This is a genomic window from Actinokineospora fastidiosa, assembly GCF_014648415.1.
GTDB classification, from domain to species: Bacteria; Actinomycetota; Actinomycetes; order Mycobacteriales; family Pseudonocardiaceae; genus Actinokineospora; species Actinokineospora fastidiosa.
In genome coordinates this window covers 1,195,102-1,212,343 of sequence record NZ_BMRB01000001.1, presented here as the reverse complement: position 1 = coordinate 1,212,343, position 17,242 = coordinate 1,195,102, and the positions used below count along the sequence as shown (strand labels likewise).

General features: G+C 72.3%; 16 protein-coding genes. 7 read left to right on the top strand and 9 right to left on the bottom strand.

Annotated elements, in window-relative coordinates:
* Window positions 1–113: 113 nt before the first annotated feature.
* Entirely contained in the window at window positions 114–2,708 is a 2,595-nt protein-coding gene (gene clpB, locus IEY98_RS05760) for an ATP-dependent chaperone ClpB (protein WP_189209193.1), read from the bottom strand.
* 250 nt (window positions 2,709–2,958) lie between these two features.
* Entirely contained in the window at window positions 2,959–3,471 is a 513-nt protein-coding gene (locus IEY98_RS05755) for a MarR family winged helix-turn-helix transcriptional regulator (protein WP_229786612.1), read from the bottom strand.
* A gap of 212 nt (window positions 3,472–3,683) precedes the next feature.
* Here IEY98_RS05755 and IEY98_RS05750 point away from each other — a divergent pair, with 212 nt between their 5' ends.
* Complete coding sequence (locus IEY98_RS05750) at window positions 3,684–4,856, top strand: globin domain-containing protein (RefSeq protein ID WP_373292328.1); 1,173 nt, start codon at window positions 3,684–3,686, stop codon at window positions 4,854–4,856.
* 275 nt (window positions 4,857–5,131) lie between these two features.
* Here the strand turns inward: IEY98_RS05750 and IEY98_RS05745 are convergent, their stop codons facing one another.
* Genes IEY98_RS05745 through dnaK form a run of 4 tightly spaced genes read right to left on the bottom strand, consistent with a single transcriptional unit; the run spans window position 5,132 to window position 9,245 of the window.
* Window positions 5,132–5,557 (bottom strand): heat shock protein transcriptional repressor HspR, encoded by a 426-nt coding sequence (locus IEY98_RS05745; RefSeq protein ID WP_189209192.1) that lies wholly within the window; start codon window positions 5,555–5,557, stop codon window positions 5,132–5,134.
* 3 nt (window positions 5,558–5,560) lie between these two features.
* Window positions 5,561–6,718 (bottom strand): molecular chaperone DnaJ, encoded by a 1,158-nt coding sequence (gene dnaJ, locus IEY98_RS05740; protein ID WP_189209191.1) that lies wholly within the window; start codon window positions 6,716–6,718, stop codon window positions 5,561–5,563.
* A gap of 20 nt (window positions 6,719–6,738) precedes the next feature.
* Window positions 6,739–7,416, bottom strand: a complete 678-nt coding sequence (grpE, locus tag IEY98_RS05735) for a nucleotide exchange factor GrpE (protein ID WP_189209190.1) — start codon at window positions 7,414–7,416, stop codon at window positions 6,739–6,741.
* A complete protein-coding gene (dnaK, locus tag IEY98_RS05730; RefSeq protein WP_189209189.1) occupies window positions 7,413–9,245 on the bottom strand; it encodes a molecular chaperone DnaK in 1,833 nt (610 codons plus the stop codon). The genes grpE and dnaK overlap by 4 nt, the downstream gene beginning before the upstream one ends.
* A gap of 164 nt (window positions 9,246–9,409) precedes the next feature.
* Here dnaK and IEY98_RS05725 point away from each other — a divergent pair, with 164 nt between their 5' ends.
* Genes IEY98_RS05725 through IEY98_RS05715 form a run of 3 tightly spaced genes read left to right on the top strand, consistent with a single transcriptional unit; the run spans window position 9,410 to window position 10,715 of the window.
* On the top strand, window positions 9,410–9,646 hold the full coding sequence (locus IEY98_RS05725) for a hypothetical protein (RefSeq protein WP_189209188.1): 237 nt from the start codon (window positions 9,410–9,412) through the stop codon (window positions 9,644–9,646).
* Between the two features lie 45 nt (window positions 9,647–9,691).
* The gene (locus IEY98_RS05720; RefSeq protein ID WP_189209187.1) at window positions 9,692–10,042 is read left to right on the top strand and encodes a VOC family protein; all 351 of its coding nucleotides are present in this window, start codon (window positions 9,692–9,694) and stop codon (window positions 10,040–10,042) included.
* A gap of 28 nt (window positions 10,043–10,070) precedes the next feature.
* Window positions 10,071–10,715, top strand: a complete 645-nt coding sequence (locus tag IEY98_RS05715) for a DedA family protein (RefSeq protein WP_189209186.1) — start codon at window positions 10,071–10,073, stop codon at window positions 10,713–10,715.
* Here IEY98_RS05715 and IEY98_RS05710 read toward each other — a convergent pair.
* The gene (locus tag IEY98_RS05710; RefSeq protein WP_189209185.1) at window positions 10,675–12,084 is read right to left on the bottom strand and encodes an FAD-binding oxidoreductase; all 1,410 of its coding nucleotides are present in this window, start codon (window positions 12,082–12,084) and stop codon (window positions 10,675–10,677) included. The genes IEY98_RS05715 and IEY98_RS05710 overlap by 41 nt on opposite strands.
* Window positions 12,085–12,198: 114 nt before the next feature.
* Here IEY98_RS05710 and IEY98_RS05705 point away from each other — a divergent pair, with 114 nt between their 5' ends.
* The 3 genes from IEY98_RS05705 (at window position 12,199) to IEY98_RS05695 (ending at window position 15,498) form a co-directional block, all read left to right on the top strand.
* Window positions 12,199–13,155 carry an alpha/beta hydrolase gene (locus tag IEY98_RS05705; RefSeq protein WP_189209184.1) on the top strand — a complete coding sequence of 319 codons (957 nt, stop codon included), beginning with the start codon at window positions 12,199–12,201 and terminating at the stop codon, window positions 13,153–13,155.
* Between the two features lie 78 nt (window positions 13,156–13,233).
* Window positions 13,234–14,964, top strand: coding sequence for an MDR family MFS transporter (locus IEY98_RS05700; RefSeq protein WP_189209183.1), 1,731 nt, complete (start codon window positions 13,234–13,236; stop codon window positions 14,962–14,964).
* A 42-nt stretch (window positions 14,965–15,006) separates the two neighbouring features.
* The gene (locus IEY98_RS05695; RefSeq protein ID WP_189209182.1) at window positions 15,007–15,498 is read left to right on the top strand and encodes an FBP domain-containing protein; all 492 of its coding nucleotides are present in this window, start codon (window positions 15,007–15,009) and stop codon (window positions 15,496–15,498) included.
* Here the strand turns inward: IEY98_RS05695 and IEY98_RS05690 are convergent.
* Complete coding sequence (locus tag IEY98_RS05690) at window positions 15,491–16,624, bottom strand: hypothetical protein (RefSeq protein ID WP_189209181.1); 1,134 nt, start codon at window positions 16,622–16,624, stop codon at window positions 15,491–15,493. The two genes, IEY98_RS05695 and IEY98_RS05690, sit on opposite strands and share 8 nt — an antisense overlap.
* Entirely contained in the window at window positions 16,621–17,181 is a 561-nt protein-coding gene (locus tag IEY98_RS05685) for an ABC transporter ATP-binding protein (RefSeq protein WP_229786611.1), read from the bottom strand. The genes IEY98_RS05690 and IEY98_RS05685 overlap by 4 nt, the downstream gene beginning before the upstream one ends.
* Window positions 17,182–17,242 lie beyond the last annotated feature (61 nt).

Sequence of the window (17,242 nt, the reverse complement as noted above, 5' to 3'; positions counted from 1 at the left end):
TGTCTCAGTGGAGTTATCGCGCCGAGCAGCTCGACTCGAACGGCCTAAGCTTCACTCGATCGGTGCATATTTCGTGGCTTCGACACTACGTGCCGAAGCCACTACCGTCGGTGTCAGCCACTCGCCCGGGTCACCGTGAGCCCGCTGTTGTCGTCGGTGACGTCCACCGACACGGTGTCGCCGTCGCGGATGTCGCCCGCGAGCAGGCTCTTGGCCAGCTGGTCGCCGATGGCCGAGGACACCAGCCGCCGCAGCGGCCGGGCGCCGTAGACCGGGTCGAAGCCGTTGAGCGCCAGCCAGTCGCGCGCCGACGGGGTGACCTGGAGCGTGAGCCTGCGCTGGGCCAGCCGCTTGCCGAGGCGGGCGACCTGGATGTCCACGATCGACGTCAGCTCCTCGGTGGCCAGCGCGTGGAACACGACCACGTCGTCGAGCCGGTTGAGGAACTCCGGCTTGAAGTGCCGCTGCACGACCGCCATCACCGCGTCGCGGCGCTGGGCCTCGTCGAGGTTGGCGTCGGCGATGGCCTGGGAGCCGAGGTTGGAGGTCAGCACCAGGATCGTGTTGCGGAAGTCGACCGTGCGGCCCTGGCCGTCGGTCAGCCTGCCGTCGTCGAGGACCTGGAGCAGGACGTCGAACACGTCGGGGTGGGCCTTCTCGACCTCGTCCAGCAGCACCACGGTGTACGGCCTGCGCCGGACCGCCTCGGTGAGCTGCCCGCCCTGGTCGTAGCCGACGTAGCCGGGCGGCGCGCCGACGAGGCGGGCCACCGAGTGCTTCTCGCTGTACTCGCTCATGTCGATGCGCACCATGGCGCGCTCGTCGTCGAACAGGAACTCCGCGAGCGCCTTGGCCAGCTCGGTCTTGCCGACGCCGGTCGGGCCGAGGAACAGGAACGAGCCGGTCGGGCGGTCGGGGTCGGCCACGCCCGCCCGCGCGCGGCGGACCGCGTCGGACACCGCGCGCACGGCCTCGGCCTGGCCGACGACCCGGCCGCCGAGCGCGTCCTCCATGCGCAGCAGCTTCTGGGTCTCGCCCTCCAGCATCCGGCCAGCCGGGATGCCCGTCCACGCCGAGACCACCTCGGCGATGTCGTCCGCGCCGACCTCCTCCTTGAGCATCAGCTCCGCGCCGGGCTGCGGGGTGGACGCCGTCGCGGCGTCGAGCTCCTTCTCCAGCGCCGGGATGCGCCCGTAGCGCAGCTCGGCTGCCCGGCCGAGGTCGCCGTCGCGCTCGGCGCGCTCCGACTCCCCGCGCAGGGCCTCCAGCTGCTCCTTGAGCTGGCGGACGCGGTCGATGGAGCCCTTCTCGTTCTGCCAGCGCGCGGTCAGCGCCGAGAGGGCCTCGCGCTTCTCGGCCAGCTCGGCGCGCAGGGCGCCCAGCCGCTCGCGGGAGGCCGGGTCGTCCTCCTTGGCCAGCGCCATCTCCTCGATCTCCAGGCGGCGCACGGCGCGCTCGACCTCGTCGATCTCGACCGGGCGGGAGTCGATCTCCATGCGCAGCCGCGAGGCGGCCTCGTCGACGAGGTCGATGGCCTTGTCGGGCAGGAAGCGCGCGGTGATGTAGCGGTCGGACAGGTCGGCGGCGGCGACGAGGGCGCTGTCCATGATCCGCACGCCGTGGTGGACCTCGTAGCGCTCCTTGAGCCCGCGCAGGATGCCGATGGTGTCCTCCACCGAGGGCTCGCCGACCAGCACCTGCTGGAACCGCCGCTCCAGCGCGGGGTCCTTCTCGATGTGCTGGCGGTACTCGTCCAGCGTCGTCGCGCCGACCATGCGCAGCTCGCCGCGGGCGAGCATCGGCTTGATCATGTTGCCCGCGTCCATGGCGCCCTCGCCGGTCGCGCCCGCGCCGACGATGGTGTGCAGCTCGTCGATGAAGGTGATGACCTGGCCAGCGGACTCGGTGATCTCCTTGAGCACGGCCTTGAGCCGCTCCTCGAACTCGCCGCGGAACTTCGCGCCCGCGACCATCGCGCCGAGGTCGAGTCCGACGACGCGCTTGCCGCGCAGGGACTCCGGGACGTCACCGGCGATGATCCGCTGGGCGAGGCCCTCCACGATCGCGGTCTTGCCGACGCCGGGCTCGCCGATCAGCACCGGGTTGTTCTTCGTGCGGCGGGACAGCACCTGCACCACGCGGCGGATCTCGGAGTCGCGGCCGATGACCGGGTCGAGCTTGCCCTCGCGGGCGCGCTTGGTCAGGTCGATGCCGTACTTCTCCAGCGCCTGGTAGGTGCCTTCGGGGTCGGGGCTTGTCACCCTGGCCGAGCCGCGGACCTTGGTGAACGCCTCGCGCAGCGCCTCCGGGGTCGCGCCGCGGCGGCGCAGCACCTCGGCGACGTCGCCGCCCGCGGCCGCGAGGCCGACCATCAGGTGCTCGGTGGAGACGTACTCGTCGCCCAGCTCGGTGGCCAGCTTCTGGGCGTGGGTGATCGCGCGCAGGGCGGGCTGGGACAGCGAGGGCGACGAGACCGTCGCCCCGGTCGCCGACGGCAGCGCGCGCAGCAGCGGCTCCAACTCCTTGCGGACGACCTCCGGGTCGGCGCCGACCGCGGTCAGCAGCGGGCCCGCCAGGCCGTCGGGCTGGGCGAGCAGCGCGCCGAGCAGGTGCGCGGGCGCGATGTCGGGGTTGCCCTCGGCCGCCGCGGCCTGCGCCGCCGCGCTGATGGCGGCCTGGGTCTTGGTCGTCGGGTTGAACTCGTCCATCTCCCACCTCAATGCTGCGGTCGTCTCACCTGACTCAACGTCAGGAAAGTTGAGTCAGTTCCGCTCAACCTGATTCTGCCCGGTGTGACGTGCGCCGCGAGCGTTTGTCCACCGCCTCACCCACATGTCGCAACCCGGTTGTCCACACGCTCATCCGGGTTGTCCACAAATCCCAGGAAGTTGTCCACAGCTCTGGGGACAACCGCGGTCCAGGTATCCGCCAGGCAGGTGCCATACCCGGCACGGGCGTTCACAAATCGCTGTTGAGCCTGGCCAGCAGCCGGGCGAACTCGCGGAGGTCGGCCGTCGGCCACTGCGCGACCCGCTCGCGCAGCCGCCGTCTGCGGTCCGCGCGGACCTTGGCCAGCCGCTCCGCCCCGGACGCGGTGAGCCGCACCAGCCGCGCCCGCCCGTCCGACGGGTCGGCCACCCGCTCGGCCAGCTCCAGGTCCACCAGCCGGGCGATCTGCCTGCTGACCGTCGACTTGTCCAGCCCCGTCCGCTCCACGACCTCGGCGGCGCGCACCGGTCCGGTGTCGCCGAGGTGCAGCAGCAGGGCGTAGGAGGCGCTGTCCAGGTCGGGGTGCACCCGGGCGGCCAGGGTCAGCGACAGGCTCCGGGCGCGGCCGAAGAGTTTCGACAGCTCCCGCTCCAGGTCCTGCGCGGCCCGCAGCCGGTCGTCGTCGACCATCACCGCGACGCCCCGCTCGGGCGCGCGGTTCCGGCTGGGGAAGGATCGGAGAACACGCGCAAACGGTGTCATGCCCGTCCCTCGTCCGCGAGCCCGCTCACCCGGACGCCGCCGCGCCCCGGCTGACCGCGTGACGATCGGTGAGGGAGATCGGGATCGGCGCCGCGCGGCCACGGGCGCGCGGCCCGGAATGGGTCTACTGTCCACACCGTCGGGGGATCATTGCTCGAGTAGCGTGGTGTCACGCTGGTAGGCGCCCGAGAGGTGGAGTCAGCACCCCGACCATGACAGCCAACCCCGTGCTCAGCCCGATCCCGTCCCTGCGGCGCCACCCGGAGTCCCCCACCGCGGTGGTCACGATGGTGCGCCACGTGCGGGAGAGCTTCGCGGTGGTCGAGCCGCACATCGACCAGGTCGGCCAGTTCTTCTACGCCATGCTGTTCTCGATCGCGCCGGCGACCCGGGAGATGTTCCCGGCGAACATGCAGGTGCAGCGCTCCCGCCTGCTGCGCGCGCTGGTGCACGTCGTGCAGCTGGTCGACCGGCCGGACGACCTGGTGCCGTACCTGCGCCAGCTCGGCCGCGACCACCGCAAGTTCGGGGTCGCCACCGACCACTTCGAGGCCGTCGGCATGGCGCTGATCGCCGCGGTGAAGAAGTACGCGGGCCCGCACTGGACCGACGACATCGAGCGGGCGTGGGCCGAGGCGTACACGATCATCGCCCGGGTGATGATCGACGCGGCGGCCGCGGACACCGGCCCCGCGGTCTGGCGCGCCGAGGTCGTCGACCACCAGCGCCTGGCGTGGGACCTGGCCAGGGTGTGGGTGCGCCCGGAGCGGCCGATCCCCTACCTGCCGGGGCAGTACGTCAGCGTCGAGGTCCCGCAGCGCCCCCGGCTGTGGCGGTACCTGACCCCGGCCAACGCCCCGCGCGAGGACGGCGTCATCGAGTTCCACGTGCGCGGGGTCGAGGGCGGCTGGGTGAGCCGCGCGCTCGTCGCCCACGCCGCCGAGGGCGACCAGTGGCGCATCGGCCCGCCGATGGGCCGCATCGCCGTCGACCGCACGGCCGACTCGGACGTGCTGATGGTGGCGGGCGGCACCGGCGTCGCGCCGATGCGCGCCATCGTCGAGGACCTGGCGCGGTGGGGCGAGAACCCGGCCGTGCACCTGTTCGTCGGCGGGCGCACCCCCGAAGACCTCTACGACCTGCCGCTGCTGCAGGACATCGCCGCCGCCAACCCGTGGCTGAGCGTCGTCGGCGTGTGCGAGGAGTGGGTCCCCGGCCTGGAACACGGCACCCTCGCCGACGTGGTGACCGGCTACGGCGCGTGGGACGACCGCGAGGTGCTGATCGCGGGCTCCCCCCCGATGATCCGCGCGACGGTCTCCCGCATGCTCATCGCAGGCACCCCCCTCGACCGCATCGTCTACGACCCGTTCACCCTCGACTGACCCGGCTGGCGCCGCCCGCGAGGACGAGCAAGGCGTTCACCCGACGAGGCGCGACCGGTTCGTCTGTCCTAAGTCGACGGGATCAGCGGGCCCGACTCCCGCTCGACAACCCGCGCGGACCGTCATCGGCGCGCAAGCGCGCGGCAGATCGCGGACGGACGCGACGCCCCGGCCGCTCATCGCCGGGGCGCCGCTGCGCCGACAGCCCTCAGCCCCTCGCGGTTGCAGATGATGTTGGGTTCTTGTTAAGCGCGTCGCCGCTTCCGGGGGTGCGGCTAGCGCTTCCGCTCCGGGCGCCAGACGACGAGGGCGGTCTGTTGGCGGACGGGGACCAGGTCGTGGCGGTAGGAGCGGTGGATGGCGGCCGCGGCCTGTTCGGCCGCCGCGCGCACCGCGGCCAGTTCCTCCGTCAGGGCCTGCACGACGCCCTGGAGGCGGTCGACCTCGTTCTCCAGGTCGATGATGCGCTTGATGCCCGCCAGGTTGACGCCCTCCTCCTGGGAGAGGCGCTGGACCTCGCGCAGCAGGGCGATGTCGCGCAGGGAGTAGCGGCGGCCGCCGCCGGGGGTGCGGCCGGGGGACACCAGGCCCTGGCGGTCGTAGCTGCGCAGCGTCTGGGCGTGCAGGCCGGAGAGCTGGGCGGCCACCGAGATGACGAAGAACGGGGTGTCCTCGTCGGTTCCGGGGGGCAGGGGGTTCACGGGCTACCTCGCCTTCTCCACCAGTGCGGTGAGGTCCGGTCGGGGGTCGTGGTCGGCCGTCGCCGCCGCGTAGGCCTCGAGGGCGGCGCGGGCGTCGTCGTCCAGTGTGGCCGGGACGGCGACCTGGAGGGTGACGAGGAGATCACCGACACGGCCGTCGCGCCGGGCGACGCCCTTGCCGCGCACGCGGAGCACGCGGCCGGACGTGGTGCCGGGCGCGACCCGCAGGCTCACGGTGGAGTCCAGGGTCGGCACGGTCAGCGTGGTGCCCAGCGCCAGTTCCGGGAAGGTCACCGGGACCTTCAGCGTCAGGTCGTCGCCGTTGCGGCCGAAGACCGGGTGCGGGGTGACGTGCACGCGCACGTACAGGTCGCCCGCCTGGGCGCCGTGCTGGCCGGGCTCGCCCTGGCCCGCCAGCCGGATGCGCTGCTCGTCCTCCACCCCGGCCGGGATGCGGACGGTCAGCGGGCGGGTCCGGGTGGCCACGCCCTCGCCGCCGCAGTCCGGGCACGGGTCGGTGACCACGGTGCCCTTGCCCCGGCAGTCCCGGCACGGCTCGCTGAAGGCGAACGCGCCCTGGCTGCGGTTCACCAGGCCCGCGCCGCCGCAGGTGGCGCACACCTGGGGCGTGCTACCCGGCCGCGCGCCGGAGCCGTGGCAGGTCTCGCAGGTGGCGGGGCTGGTCAGCCGCAGCGGGACGGTGGCGCCGCGGACCGCCTCGACGAAGTCGATGCGCACCTCGGTCTCCACGTCCGCGCCGCGCCTGGGCCTGCTGGGCCCGCCGCCGCGCCTGCTGAACAGGTTGCCGAAGAGGTCGCCGAGGCCGCCGAAGCCGCCGCCCGCCGACCCCTGCTGCTGGCTGAAGATGTCGGAGAAGTCGAAGTTGCCGCCCGCGCCGCCGAAGCCGCCCGGGCGGAACCCGCCGCCGAAGAGGCTGCGGGCCTCGTCGTACTGCTTGCGCTTCTCCGGGTCGCCGACCACCCCGTACGCCTCGGACACCGCCTTGAAGCGGGCCTCGGCGTCGGTGTTGCCCGGGTTGGCGTCCGGGTGCAGCTCGCGGGCGAGCTTGCGGTACGCCTTCTTGATGTCGGCGTCACTGGCGTCGGAGGAGACGCCCAGTTCGCGGTAGAAGTCCTTGTCGATCCAGTCCCTGGCGCTCACCGGACGCCCCCTCCTTCCGTTCAGCCTTCGGTGAATTCGCCAGCGGGCGCGGAGCCCGCCTCGGCGTCGGTGACGGCGACCATGGCCGCGCGCACCACCCGGTCGCCGAAGCGGTAGCCCCGGCGCAGCACGCCGGTGACCGTCGGCCCGTCGACGTCCGGCGAGGTCGCGTGCTGGACGGCCTCGTGCACCGCCGGGTCGAACGGCTCGCCCTCGTGCCCGAACGGCTCCAGGCCCGCGCGCTGCAGCGTCGCCGACAGCTTGTCGGCCACCGCCTTGAACGCGCCGGTCAGGTCGCCGTGCGCGTCGGCGCGCTCGATGTCGTCGAGCACGCCGAGCAGCTCGATGACCACCTGCGCCTTCGCGCCCGCGACCACCACCTCGCGGTCGCGGTCGACCCGCTTGCGGTAGTTGGCGTACTCGGCCTGCAACCGCTGCAGATCGGCCGTGCGCTCGTCCAGCTGCGTCTTCAGCTCGGCGGCCGGGTCGAAGCCCGCGCTGTCCGCGTCGGGGGTCTCAGCCTCGGGCGGGAACTCGATGGTGCCCTCGATCGCGCCCTCGCCGGGGTCCGCGGCCGACGCGGCGTCCGCGTCGGCCGCTGCCGGACGGACCTGCCCGGTCTCCGGGTCGATCCGGCGGCGATCGCGCACCACGACCCGGGGCTCCTCGCCGCCGTGCTCGTCGTGGTTATCGCTCACTTCTTGTCCTCGTCCACGATCTCGGCGTCGACGACGTCGTCGTCGGCCTTGGCCTGGCCCGCGTCGGCGCTCTCGCCGCCCTGGGCCTGGGTGTTGGCGTACAGCGCCGAACCCATCGTCTGCGACTCGGTGGCCAGCTTCTCCATCGCGGCCTTGATGGCGGCGATGTCCGTGCCCGCCAGGGCGTCGTTGGCCTCCTTGATCGCGGCCTGGACCTTCTCCTTGGCGTCGGCCGGGATCTTGTCGTCGTTGTCCTTGACGAACTTCTCGGTCTGGTAGACCAGCGACTCGGCCTGGTTGCGGACCTCGGCCTCCTCGCGGCGCTTCTTGTCCTCCTCCGCGTGCGCCTCGGCGTCGCGGACCATCCGGTCGATGTCCTCCTTCGGCAGCGCGGAGCCGCCGGTGATGGTCATCGACTGGACCTTGCCGGTGCCCATGTCCTTTGCGGAGACGTGCACGATGCCGTTGGCGTCGATGTCGAAGGTGACCTCGATCTGCGGCACGCCGCGCGGGGCCGGGGGCAGCCCGGTCAGGTCGAAGGTGCCGAGCTTCTTGTTGTCCTGGGCGAACTCGCGCTCGCCCTGGTAGACCTGGATGCCGACCGTGGTCTGGTTGTCGTCGGCGGTGGAGAAGATCTCCGAGCGCTTGGTCGGGATCGTGGTGTTGCGCTCGATGAGCTTGGTGAACACCCCGCCCTTGGTCTCGATGCCCAGCGACAGCGGGGTCACGTCGAGCAGCAGGACGTCCTTGACCTCGCCCTTGAGCACGCCGGCCTGCAGCGCGGCGCCGACCGCGACGACCTCGTCGGGGTTCACGCCCTTGTTCGGCTCGCGGCCGCCGGTCAGCTCCTTGACGAGCTCGGCGACGGCGGGCATGCGGGTCGAGCCGCCGACCAGCACCACGTGGTCGATGTCGCCGACGGAGATGCCCGCGTCCTTGATGACGTTGTTGAACGGCGCCCGGGTGCGGTCCAGCAGGTCGGAGGTGATCCGCTGGAACTCGGCGCGGGAGAGCGTCTCGTCGAGGAACAGCGGGTTCTTGTCCGCGTCGACGGTGATGTAGGGCAGGTTGATGCCCGCGCTGTTCGAGCTGGACAGCTCGATCTTGGCCTTCTCGGCGGCCTCGCGGATGCGCTGCAGGGCCATCTTGTCCTTGGTCAGGTCGATGCCGCTGCTCTGGCGGAACTTCTCGACCAGCCAGTCGACGATGCGCTGGTCCCAGTCGTCGCCGCCGAGGTGGTTGTCGCCGGAGGTCGCGCGGACCTCGACGACGCCGTCGCCGATCTCCAGCAGCGAGACGTCGAAGGTGCCGCCGCCGAGGTCGAAGACCAGGATGGTCTGCTCCTTGGCGCCCTTGTCCAGGCCGTAGGCCAGCGCCGCCGCGGTCGGCTCGTTCACGATCCGCAGCACGTTGAGGCCCGCGATCTGCCCGGCCTCCTTGGTGGCCTGCCGCTGGGCGTCCTCGAAGTAGGCGGGCACGGTGATGACCGCGTCGGTGATCGTCTCACCGAGGTAGGCCTCGGCGTCGCGCTTGAGCTTCATCAGCACGCGGGCGCTGATCTCCTGCGCGGTGTAGGGCTTGCCGTCGATCTCGGTCTTCCAGTCGGTGCCGATGTGCCGCTTCACCGAACGGATGGTCCGGTCGACGTTCGTGACCGCCTGGTTCTTGGCGGGCTGGCCGACCAGCACCTCCCCGTTCTTGGCGAAGGCCACGATCGACGGGGTGGTCCGGGAGCCCTCCGAGTTGGCGATAACCGTCGGTTCACCGCCCTCGAGGACGGCGACGACGGAGTTGGTCGTCCCCAGGTCGATGCCGACCGCTCGCGCCATTGGTTTCCTCCATGCATTCACTGGGTTGCTGTAGCGAAGTTGAGTCTACCGGCATCAGCCTGGGTAGTTGAGTCGCCTCCACTCAAGCTTCCTGCCGACTCAACGCGCGGGCCCGCCGGATCGTTCCCGGGGTGAGCGGCGTCACCGGTGCTACCGTCGCCGACGTGACCGACGACCCCGAGCGGCTGCTCGCCGAGGCGCTGCGGGCGCAGGCCGCGCAGGCCCCCGTGGCGCACCAGCCCGAGCCCGCGCTGCTCTCGGGCACCGACCTGTTCCCGCGCCCGGTCGAGGTCACCGAGCGGCTGCCCCCGGAGTCCACGCCCGCGCTGTGGGTGCTGGCCGTCGCCCTGCTGCTCGGCCTGGCCGCAGGCGCGGTCGTGGGCCTGTTGACGCTGGTCTGAGCCTACGGCCGGAAACTGTCCGCCCCCGCTGTCAGGATGCCTCCCATGATCGGAAAGTGGCACGGCCTGGTCGTCGACTGCCCCGACCCGCGCGCCCTCGCGGAGTTCTACGAGGAGCTGCTGGGCATGATCCGGGTCCAGGACGGCCCCGACTTCGTGGTCATCGGCGACGCCCCCGACCGTCCCGGTGTCGCCTTCCAGCGCGTGGCGGACTGGCGTCCGCCCGGGTGGCCGTCGGAGTCCGCCCAGATGCACATCGACGTCCGGGTCGACGACCTGGCGCGGGCGGGCGAGCTGGCGCTGGCGCTGGGCGCGACCCGGCTCGACGGCGGCGGCGACCGGTTCCGCGTCTACGCCGACCCCGCCGGTCACCCGTTCTGCCTAGTGCACTGGTGACACAGGCCCCACCTGTACCTTGTCGGGGGTGAACCTCGCCTTGCTGCCCGAGTGGCTGGACCCGGTGAACATCCTGACCGGCTTGGGCCCCTTCCTCCTGCCCGGGCTCTGCCTGATCATCTTCGCCGAGTGCGGCCTGCTGATCGGCTTCTTCCTCCCCGGCGACTCGCTGCTGTTCACCGCGGGCATGTTCGCGGTGACCGGCGTGATCCCGGCGCCGCTGTGGGTGATCTGCGTGCTGCTGACGGTCTGCGCGTTCGCGGGCAACGTCGTCGGCTACTGGATCGGGGAGAAGGCCGGACCGGCGTTGTTCAACAAGCCGGACTCGCGCTTCTTCAAGCAGGAACACGTCGACAAGACGCACGCGTTCTTCGAGAAGTACGGCGCGCGGGCGATCGTGCTGGCCCGGTTCGTGCCGATCGTGCGGACGTTCATCACCGCCATCGCGGGCGTGGGCCGGATGAACAAGCGGACCTTCTTCGTCTACTCCGCCATCGGCGCGGTGCTGTGGGCGACGGGCGTGACGCTGCTGGGCGCGGCGCTCGGCAAGATCCCGTTCGTCAACGAGAACCTGGAACTGATGATCCTGCTGATCGTCTTCCTGTCCGTGCTGCCGATCATCATCGAGGTGCTCAAGGCGCGTCGGGAGAAGAAGCAGCTGGTGCAGGACTGAACATCGATCCCGGGTTGAAGAGGTTCCCCGGGTCGAGAGCGGCTTTGATGGCCCGGTGGGTGCGCAGCCCCACCGGGCCGATCTCGTTGGCCAGCCACTCCCGCTTGACCTTGCCGATGCCGTGCTCGCCGGTCACCGTGCCGCCGAGGCTCAGGCCCAGCGCGAGGATGTCGTCGAAGGCCCGCTGCGCGCGGGCGAACTCGTCGGCGGACGTGGGGTCGTAGACGATCGTGGGGTGCATGTTGCCGTCGCCCGCGTGCCCGACGACGGCGATGCGCAGGCCCACCTCGGCGCTGATCAGCTCGCACCCGGCGATGAGCTCGGCAATGCGGGTGCGCGGCACGCAGACGTCGTCGGTCATCCAGGCGCCGTAGACCTCCAGCGCCATCAGGACCGCCCGGCGCGCGGTGAGCAGCATCCGGCCCTCGGCGAGGTCGAAGGTGGTGTGCACGAGGTCCGCGCCGCTGTCGGCGCACACCTGCTCGATGGCGGCCAGTTCGCGGCGGGCGGCCTCGCGGCCGGAGTCGGACTGGCAGATCAGCAGCGCCGCGCTGCCCCGGCCAGCGCCCACCTCGGTGTTCAGGTGCGCCTCGACGGCCTCGATCGAGGCCGCGTCCATGATCTCCATCAGCGACGGCACGATGCCCTCGCGCACGATCCGGGACACCGCGGCGCCCGCGGCGACGATCGACGGGAACGCCGCGACCGTGGTGCCCGGCGCCTGCGGGAGCGGGCGCAGCGCCAGGGTGGCCTGGGTGACCACGCCGAGCGTGCCCTCGCTGCCGATGAACAGCTTGGTCAGGTCGTAGCCCGCGACGCCCTTGACCGTGCGCCTGCCGGTCCTGAGCAGCTCGCCGTCGGCCAGGACGACCTCGAGGCCGAGGATCGCGTCGGTGGTGACGCCGTACTTGACGCAGCACAGCCCGCCCGCGTTGGTGGAGACGTTGCCGCCGATCGTGCACCAGTCGTAGGAGGACGGGTCGGGCGGATAGAACAGCCCGTGCTTCTCCACGGCGTCGCGCAGGTCGAGGTTGACCACGCCGGGCTCGACGACGGCGAGCCGGTTGTCCGGGTCGATCTCCAGGATGCGGTTCATCCTGGTGAGCGCGAGGACGACGCAGCCGTCGATGGCGTTGGCCGCCCCGGAGAGGCCGCTGCCCGCGCCCCTGGGCACGATCGGCGTCCGGTGCTCGGCGCACGCGCGCACGACCGCCTGGACCTGTTCTGTGCTCGTCGGCAGCACGACGGCCAGCGGCTCGCCGTACGGGGCGAGCGGCATCATGTCCCGCCGGTACGCAGCGGTGACGTCGGGATCGGTCAGCACGGCGTCGGCGCCGACGGCCGCGCGCAGGGTCGACAGCAGGTCCACCGGGCCACGGTAACGCCCGCTGCGCAATTCGTGACTCGGCCCGTGACGGCTGATTGTCCTACAGTGGTTATGTGGCCGTCGTCACCGTCGACTCGGCCGTCGGGGAGGTGGCCCGTGGTCGACGTGCCGTCGACGCCCAGCGCGCAGGCCAGGGCACTGGCGCGGCTCCTGCTGACCGGGATCCGCCCGCTGGGCGATCGCATCCGCCTGCGCGGCGCGGGCCTGGCGCTGGTCAGGGAGGCCTTCGACGCCACCGGGGTCACGCCGCTGCCGCGCGGGACCCGGGTGCGCGCGGTCTCCGAGTCGCACGGGTACGGCGAGGTCACCGGGCTGTGGGTCACCGCGCCGAACGCCGACGCCGCGGACGGCGCCGTGCTGTACCTGCACGGCGGCGGGTTCGTGCTCGGCTCGCTGCGCACCCACCGGCGCCTGGCGGCAATGATCTCCGTCGCCACCGGCCTGCCGGTGCTGCTGCTGTCCTACCGCAAGGCGCCCGAGCACCCGTTCCCCGCAGCGGCGGACGACGTCCTCGCCGCGTACCACTGGCTGCGCGACCAGGGCCACCGCGCGGACCGGATCGTGGTCATGGGCGACTCGGCAGGCGGGCACCTCGCCGCCGGGCTGCTCGGCGACCTGACCCGCGCGCGGGCCCCGATGCCCGGCGCTGCCGTGCTGTTCTCCCCGTTCCTCGACCTGACCTGCGCGGGCCTCGATGAGCGCGACGCGCTGTGCCGCGACCCCTACATCCCGCCCGCGCGCGCCCGCGAGGTCGCCGCGCAGTACGCGGGGCCGCATCCGCTGACGCACCCGAGGCTGTCGGTCTTCCGGGGCAGCAAGCGGCGCTGGCCGCCGATGTTGATCCAGGTCGGGGACACCGAGTGCCTGCTGGGCGACTCCGAGCGGATGGCCGCGCTGCTGCGCGCCGCGGGCGGGCACTGCGAGTTGCAGGTCTGGCCGGGCCAGGTGCACGTGTTCCCGGCCTTCCACGCGCTGATCCCGGAGGGCAGGCTGGCCATCGGCCACGTCGGCGAGTTCGTGCGTGCCGCGTTGACCGTGGCGGCCGCCGCATGAACTTGCGATCAGGGACCGATCCCGGAAGGCTGGACGGCAAGTAGTTGCTGAGCCCAACCAACCGAATCTGAGGGACGCATGACCCAGCCCGGGTCCGTGGCCGGGCCCACGCACCGGCAGATCCTGGTCGTCATGTCCGGGCTGATGCTGGGCATGTTCCTGGCCGCGCTCGACCAGACCATCGTCGGCACGGCGATCCGCACCATCGCCGACGACCTGCAGGGCCTGAGCATGCAGGCCTGGGCCACGACGGCGTACCTGATCACCGCCACGATCTCCACGCCGCTGTACGGCAAGCTGTCGGACATCTACGGGCGCAAGCCGTGGTTCACCACCGCGATCAGCGTGTTCGTCATCGGCTCGCTGGCCTGCACGGTCGTGGACTCGATGGCCCAGCTCGCCGCCGCGCGGGCGCTGCAGGGCCTCGGCGCAGGCGGGCTCATGTCGCTGGCCCTGACGATCATCGCCGACCTCGTCCCGCCCCGGCAGCGGCCCAAGTACCAGGGCTACTTCCTGGCCGTGTTCGGCACCTCCAGCGTCCTCGGCCCGGTGATCGGCGGGTTCTTCGCCGGTCAGGACGAGATCCTGGGCATCACCGGATGGCGCTGGGTGTTCCTGGTGAACGTGCCGATCGGCGCGGCCGCGCTGATCGTGGTGGCGAAGGTGCTCAACGTGCCGCACTCGCGGCGCAAGCACCGCATCGACTACTGGGGAGCGGCGTTCCTGGCGCTGTCCGTGGTGCCGCTGCTGCTGGTCGCCGAGCAGGGCCGCGCGTGGGGCTGGGGCTCCCCGGTGGCGATCGTCTGCTACGTGCTGGGCGTCGTCGGCCTGATCGCGTTCCTGCTGGTGGAACGCCGGATGGGCGACGAGGCGCTGATCCCGCTGCGGCTGTTCGGCACCTCGACCTTCGCCATGACGATCGTCGCGGGCGCGATCCTGGGCGTGGGCATGTTCGGCGGGATCTCGATGATCCCGCAGTACCTGCAGATCGTGCGCGGCTACAGCCCGACCGACGCCGGTCTGATGATGCTGCCGATGATGCTCGGCATCATGACGGCGTCGATCACCTCGGGCAGGCTGACCGCGAAGACCGGGCACTACAAGCTGTTCCCGATCATCGGCACCGCGCTGACGGTCGTCGCGCTGCTGCTGTTCTGGACCGTCGGCGTGGACACCCCGATCTGGCAGCCGCTGGTCTACATGGCGGTCTTCGGCCTGGGCCTGGGCAACTGCATGCAGACGCTGACCGTCGCGGCGCAGAACTCCGTGCCGTTCGGCGACATGGGCGTGGCAACGGCCTCGGTGACGTTCTTCCGGCAGCTGGGCGGGACCCTGGGCGTGGCGGTGTTCCTGTCGCTGCTGTTCAGCACGGTCGCGGACAACATCGGCCGGGCGTTCCGCTCGGCCGCGGCGGACCCGGCGTTCCAGGCGGCCCTCGCCGACCCGGCCGTGCGGGCGGACCCGGCGAACGCACCCGTGTTCGACGCCCTCAGCACCGGCGGCCACGGCGGCGTGCTGGACGACTCGTCGTTCCTGCTGGCGGTGGACCCTCGGCTGGCGCGCCCGTTCCAGGAGGGCTTCACCGAGTCGATCCAGCTGGTCTTCCTGGTCGGCGCGGCCGTGATGGCGCTGGCGTTCGTGGTGTCGCTGTTCATCAAGGAGATCCCGCTGCGGATGCACAGCCCCGCGCAGGCGGCGGCCATGGCGGCGGCTGACGAGAAGCCCAGTGAGAAGCACACTGAGAAGCCCGCCGAGCCGCGCGTCGAGGATGCCCGCGACGAGGTCCGGCAACGCAGCCAGCCCGGATAAACCGATTGTTCCGCGCGCGGGGCCGGGCGTAGCTTCGGGCGCATGGGCCCCCTGACAGAGCGTGAGATCCGCGCGTCCTTCGTCAACTGCACCAAGGGCGAGGCCAAGCGCCTGTCCCTGCCCGCGGACCTCGCCGCCCGGCCGTGGGACGACCTGGACTTCCTCGGCTGGCGTGACCCCGCGTCACCGCAGCGGGCCTACCTGGTCGCCGAGTCCGACGACGGCCCCACGGGCGTGGCGCTGCGGCTGGCGTCCTCGGAGGCCGGTCAGCCGCGGCGCAATATGTGCTCGCTGTGCCTGACCACCCATCCCGGGGACGGCGTCTCGCTGATGACCGCCCGCAAGTCCGGGCGCGAGGGGCAGCTGGGCAACTCCGTGGGCATCTACATCTGCGCCGATCTCGCGTGCTCGCTCTACCTGCGCGGGAAGAAGGACGCCGGGCCGGGCGCGCGGCTGCGGGAGTCGCTGACGCTGGCGGAGAAGATCGAGCGGACCACGGCCAACCTGACCGCGTTCCTCAACCGGGTCAGCTGAGTGCCGCCAGGCCCATGACCAGCAGGAACGGGCCGCGGACGAGTTGGCGGACCAGGTTGACCGGCATGGCGACGCCGCCGAGGTCGGCGGTGGGGCCGGGCGAGTAGTCAAGATCGGGCCTGCTGACCGTGCGGGCGACGGCCACCGCCGCGACGGGGATGGCGGCGGGGGCGGCGGGCAGTCCGGCGAGCGCGGCGGCGGCCAGCCAGAGCCCGGCCACCACCATGAGCACGACGACCGCGGTCAGCCACAGCTCGGTGTCGGACTGGGGCAGCCAGCGCCGGAGCCCGGCGACGGTGCTGACCTCGGCCAGCCCGCCCGCGAACGGCAGCACGGCGAAGTACGCGCCCAGCCCCGCCCACCAGACCGGGGCGACGACGGGGAACACCGCGTGCAGGACCGGGGCCGCCAGGGCGAGCAGCACGGCGGCGGCGACCATCCCGCGGCGCGCGGCGATGCCGGTGACGACGAACCGGAGCGTGGTGCCGAGCCTGCCCCGGGTCGGCCTGGGCCGCGGCAGCACCGAGAGGACGTCCCCGAAGGAGGCGGCGACGGCGCGGGCGACATGCGCCAGATGGCCGCGCACCAACTCCCGGCGCCCCGGCCGCGGGGGCGGACCCCACACCGCGGCCGTGGCGGCCAGCAGCACCCCGGCGATGATCCACAGCCAGGTCGACGGCACGAACGCCGCGCCCGCCGCCGCGAGCCCGAACGGCACGGCGTGCTCGCCCCTGCGGGCCCGGCGGGCGGCGGCGTAGGCGTACAGGGCGGCGGCGACGGTCGTGGCCAGCAGCGCTGGCCAGCCCGACCACCCGAGCACGAACCCCGCCGCGACGAAGAGGTAGGCGACGATCCCGAACCGCAGCGCCCAGGCGCGGACCATCGCCCGGTGCACGATCCGGTCGCGGTCGCCGGTGTCGTCCCAGGTGAGGCGCGCCGGGTGCAGGCGGACGAAGTCCCGCCGCAGCAACGACACGACGGCGACGGCGACGGCGAGGAGGACCACGGCGGTCAGCGCGTTCGCGGGCACGGCGTGCGCCCCGACGAACCGCTCGTGCAGCAGCTCGGCCCGGTAGAAGGGCAGGGTGAGCAGTCCGGCGCCGATGAAGACGGCCAGCCCGCTCACAGCTCGACCACCCGGTCGGCCACCCGCTCGACCAGCGGCCCGTTGTGGCTGGCGATCACCACGGCGGCGGACGCCTTGGCCTCGGCGATGACGTCGGCGAGCCATGCCCGCGCGGTCGCGTCGAGCGCGCGCTCGGGCTCGTCGAGCAGGAGCACGCTGTGCTCGCGGCGCAGCGCCCCGGTCAGCAGCAGCCGCCTGCGCTGTCCCGCCGACATCTCGACGGCGGGGATGTCCGGGAGCGCGGTGGTGTCGGCGAGGCCGAGCAGCTGGAGGTGCTGCTCGGGCGTGTACTCCTCGAAGAGGGCGGAGTCGTCGAGCACGACGGAGACGGCCCGGCGGAACTCCCGGTCCCGCTCATCGGGCCTGCGCCCGGCGACGGTGACGACGCCCTCGGTGAGGTCCTGGACGCCGTAGAGGCAGTGCAGGAGGGTCGACTTCCCCGACCCGTTGTCCCCGGTCACCGCCAGGCACTCGCCTGCCTCGACGGCGAGGTCGAGGCCCCGGAACAGCCACCGGTCGCCGAAGCGGACTCCGAGGCCGCTCGCGTGAATCGCCACGGCCGCTCAACGTCTCAGCGCGCTCTCAGGTTCCCGCGCCGGAACCGCGCCCGGGACGGGA

Coding starts and splice junctions, on each gene's coding strand:
- IEY98_RS05720 (WP_189209187.1), top strand. CDS start 9,692: ATGATCGGAAAGTGGCACGGCCTGGTCGTCGACTGCCCCGACCCGCGC.
- IEY98_RS05695 (WP_189209182.1), top strand. CDS start 15,007: ATGGGCCCCCTGACAGAGCGTGAGATCCGCGCGTCCTTCGTCAACTGC.
- IEY98_RS05750 (WP_373292328.1), top strand. CDS start 3,684: ATGACAGCCAACCCCGTGCTCAGCCCGATCCCGTCCCTGCGGCGCCAC.
- IEY98_RS05700 (WP_189209183.1), top strand. CDS start 13,234: ATGACCCAGCCCGGGTCCGTGGCCGGGCCCACGCACCGGCAGATCCTG.
- IEY98_RS05755 (WP_229786612.1), bottom strand. CDS start 3,471: ATGACACCGTTTGCGCGTGTTCTCCGATCCTTCCCCAGCCGGAACCGC.
- clpB (WP_189209193.1), bottom strand. CDS start 2,708: ATGGACGAGTTCAACCCGACGACCAAGACCCAGGCCGCCATCAGCGCG.
- dnaK (WP_189209189.1), bottom strand. CDS start 9,245: ATGGCGCGAGCGGTCGGCATCGACCTGGGGACGACCAACTCCGTCGTC.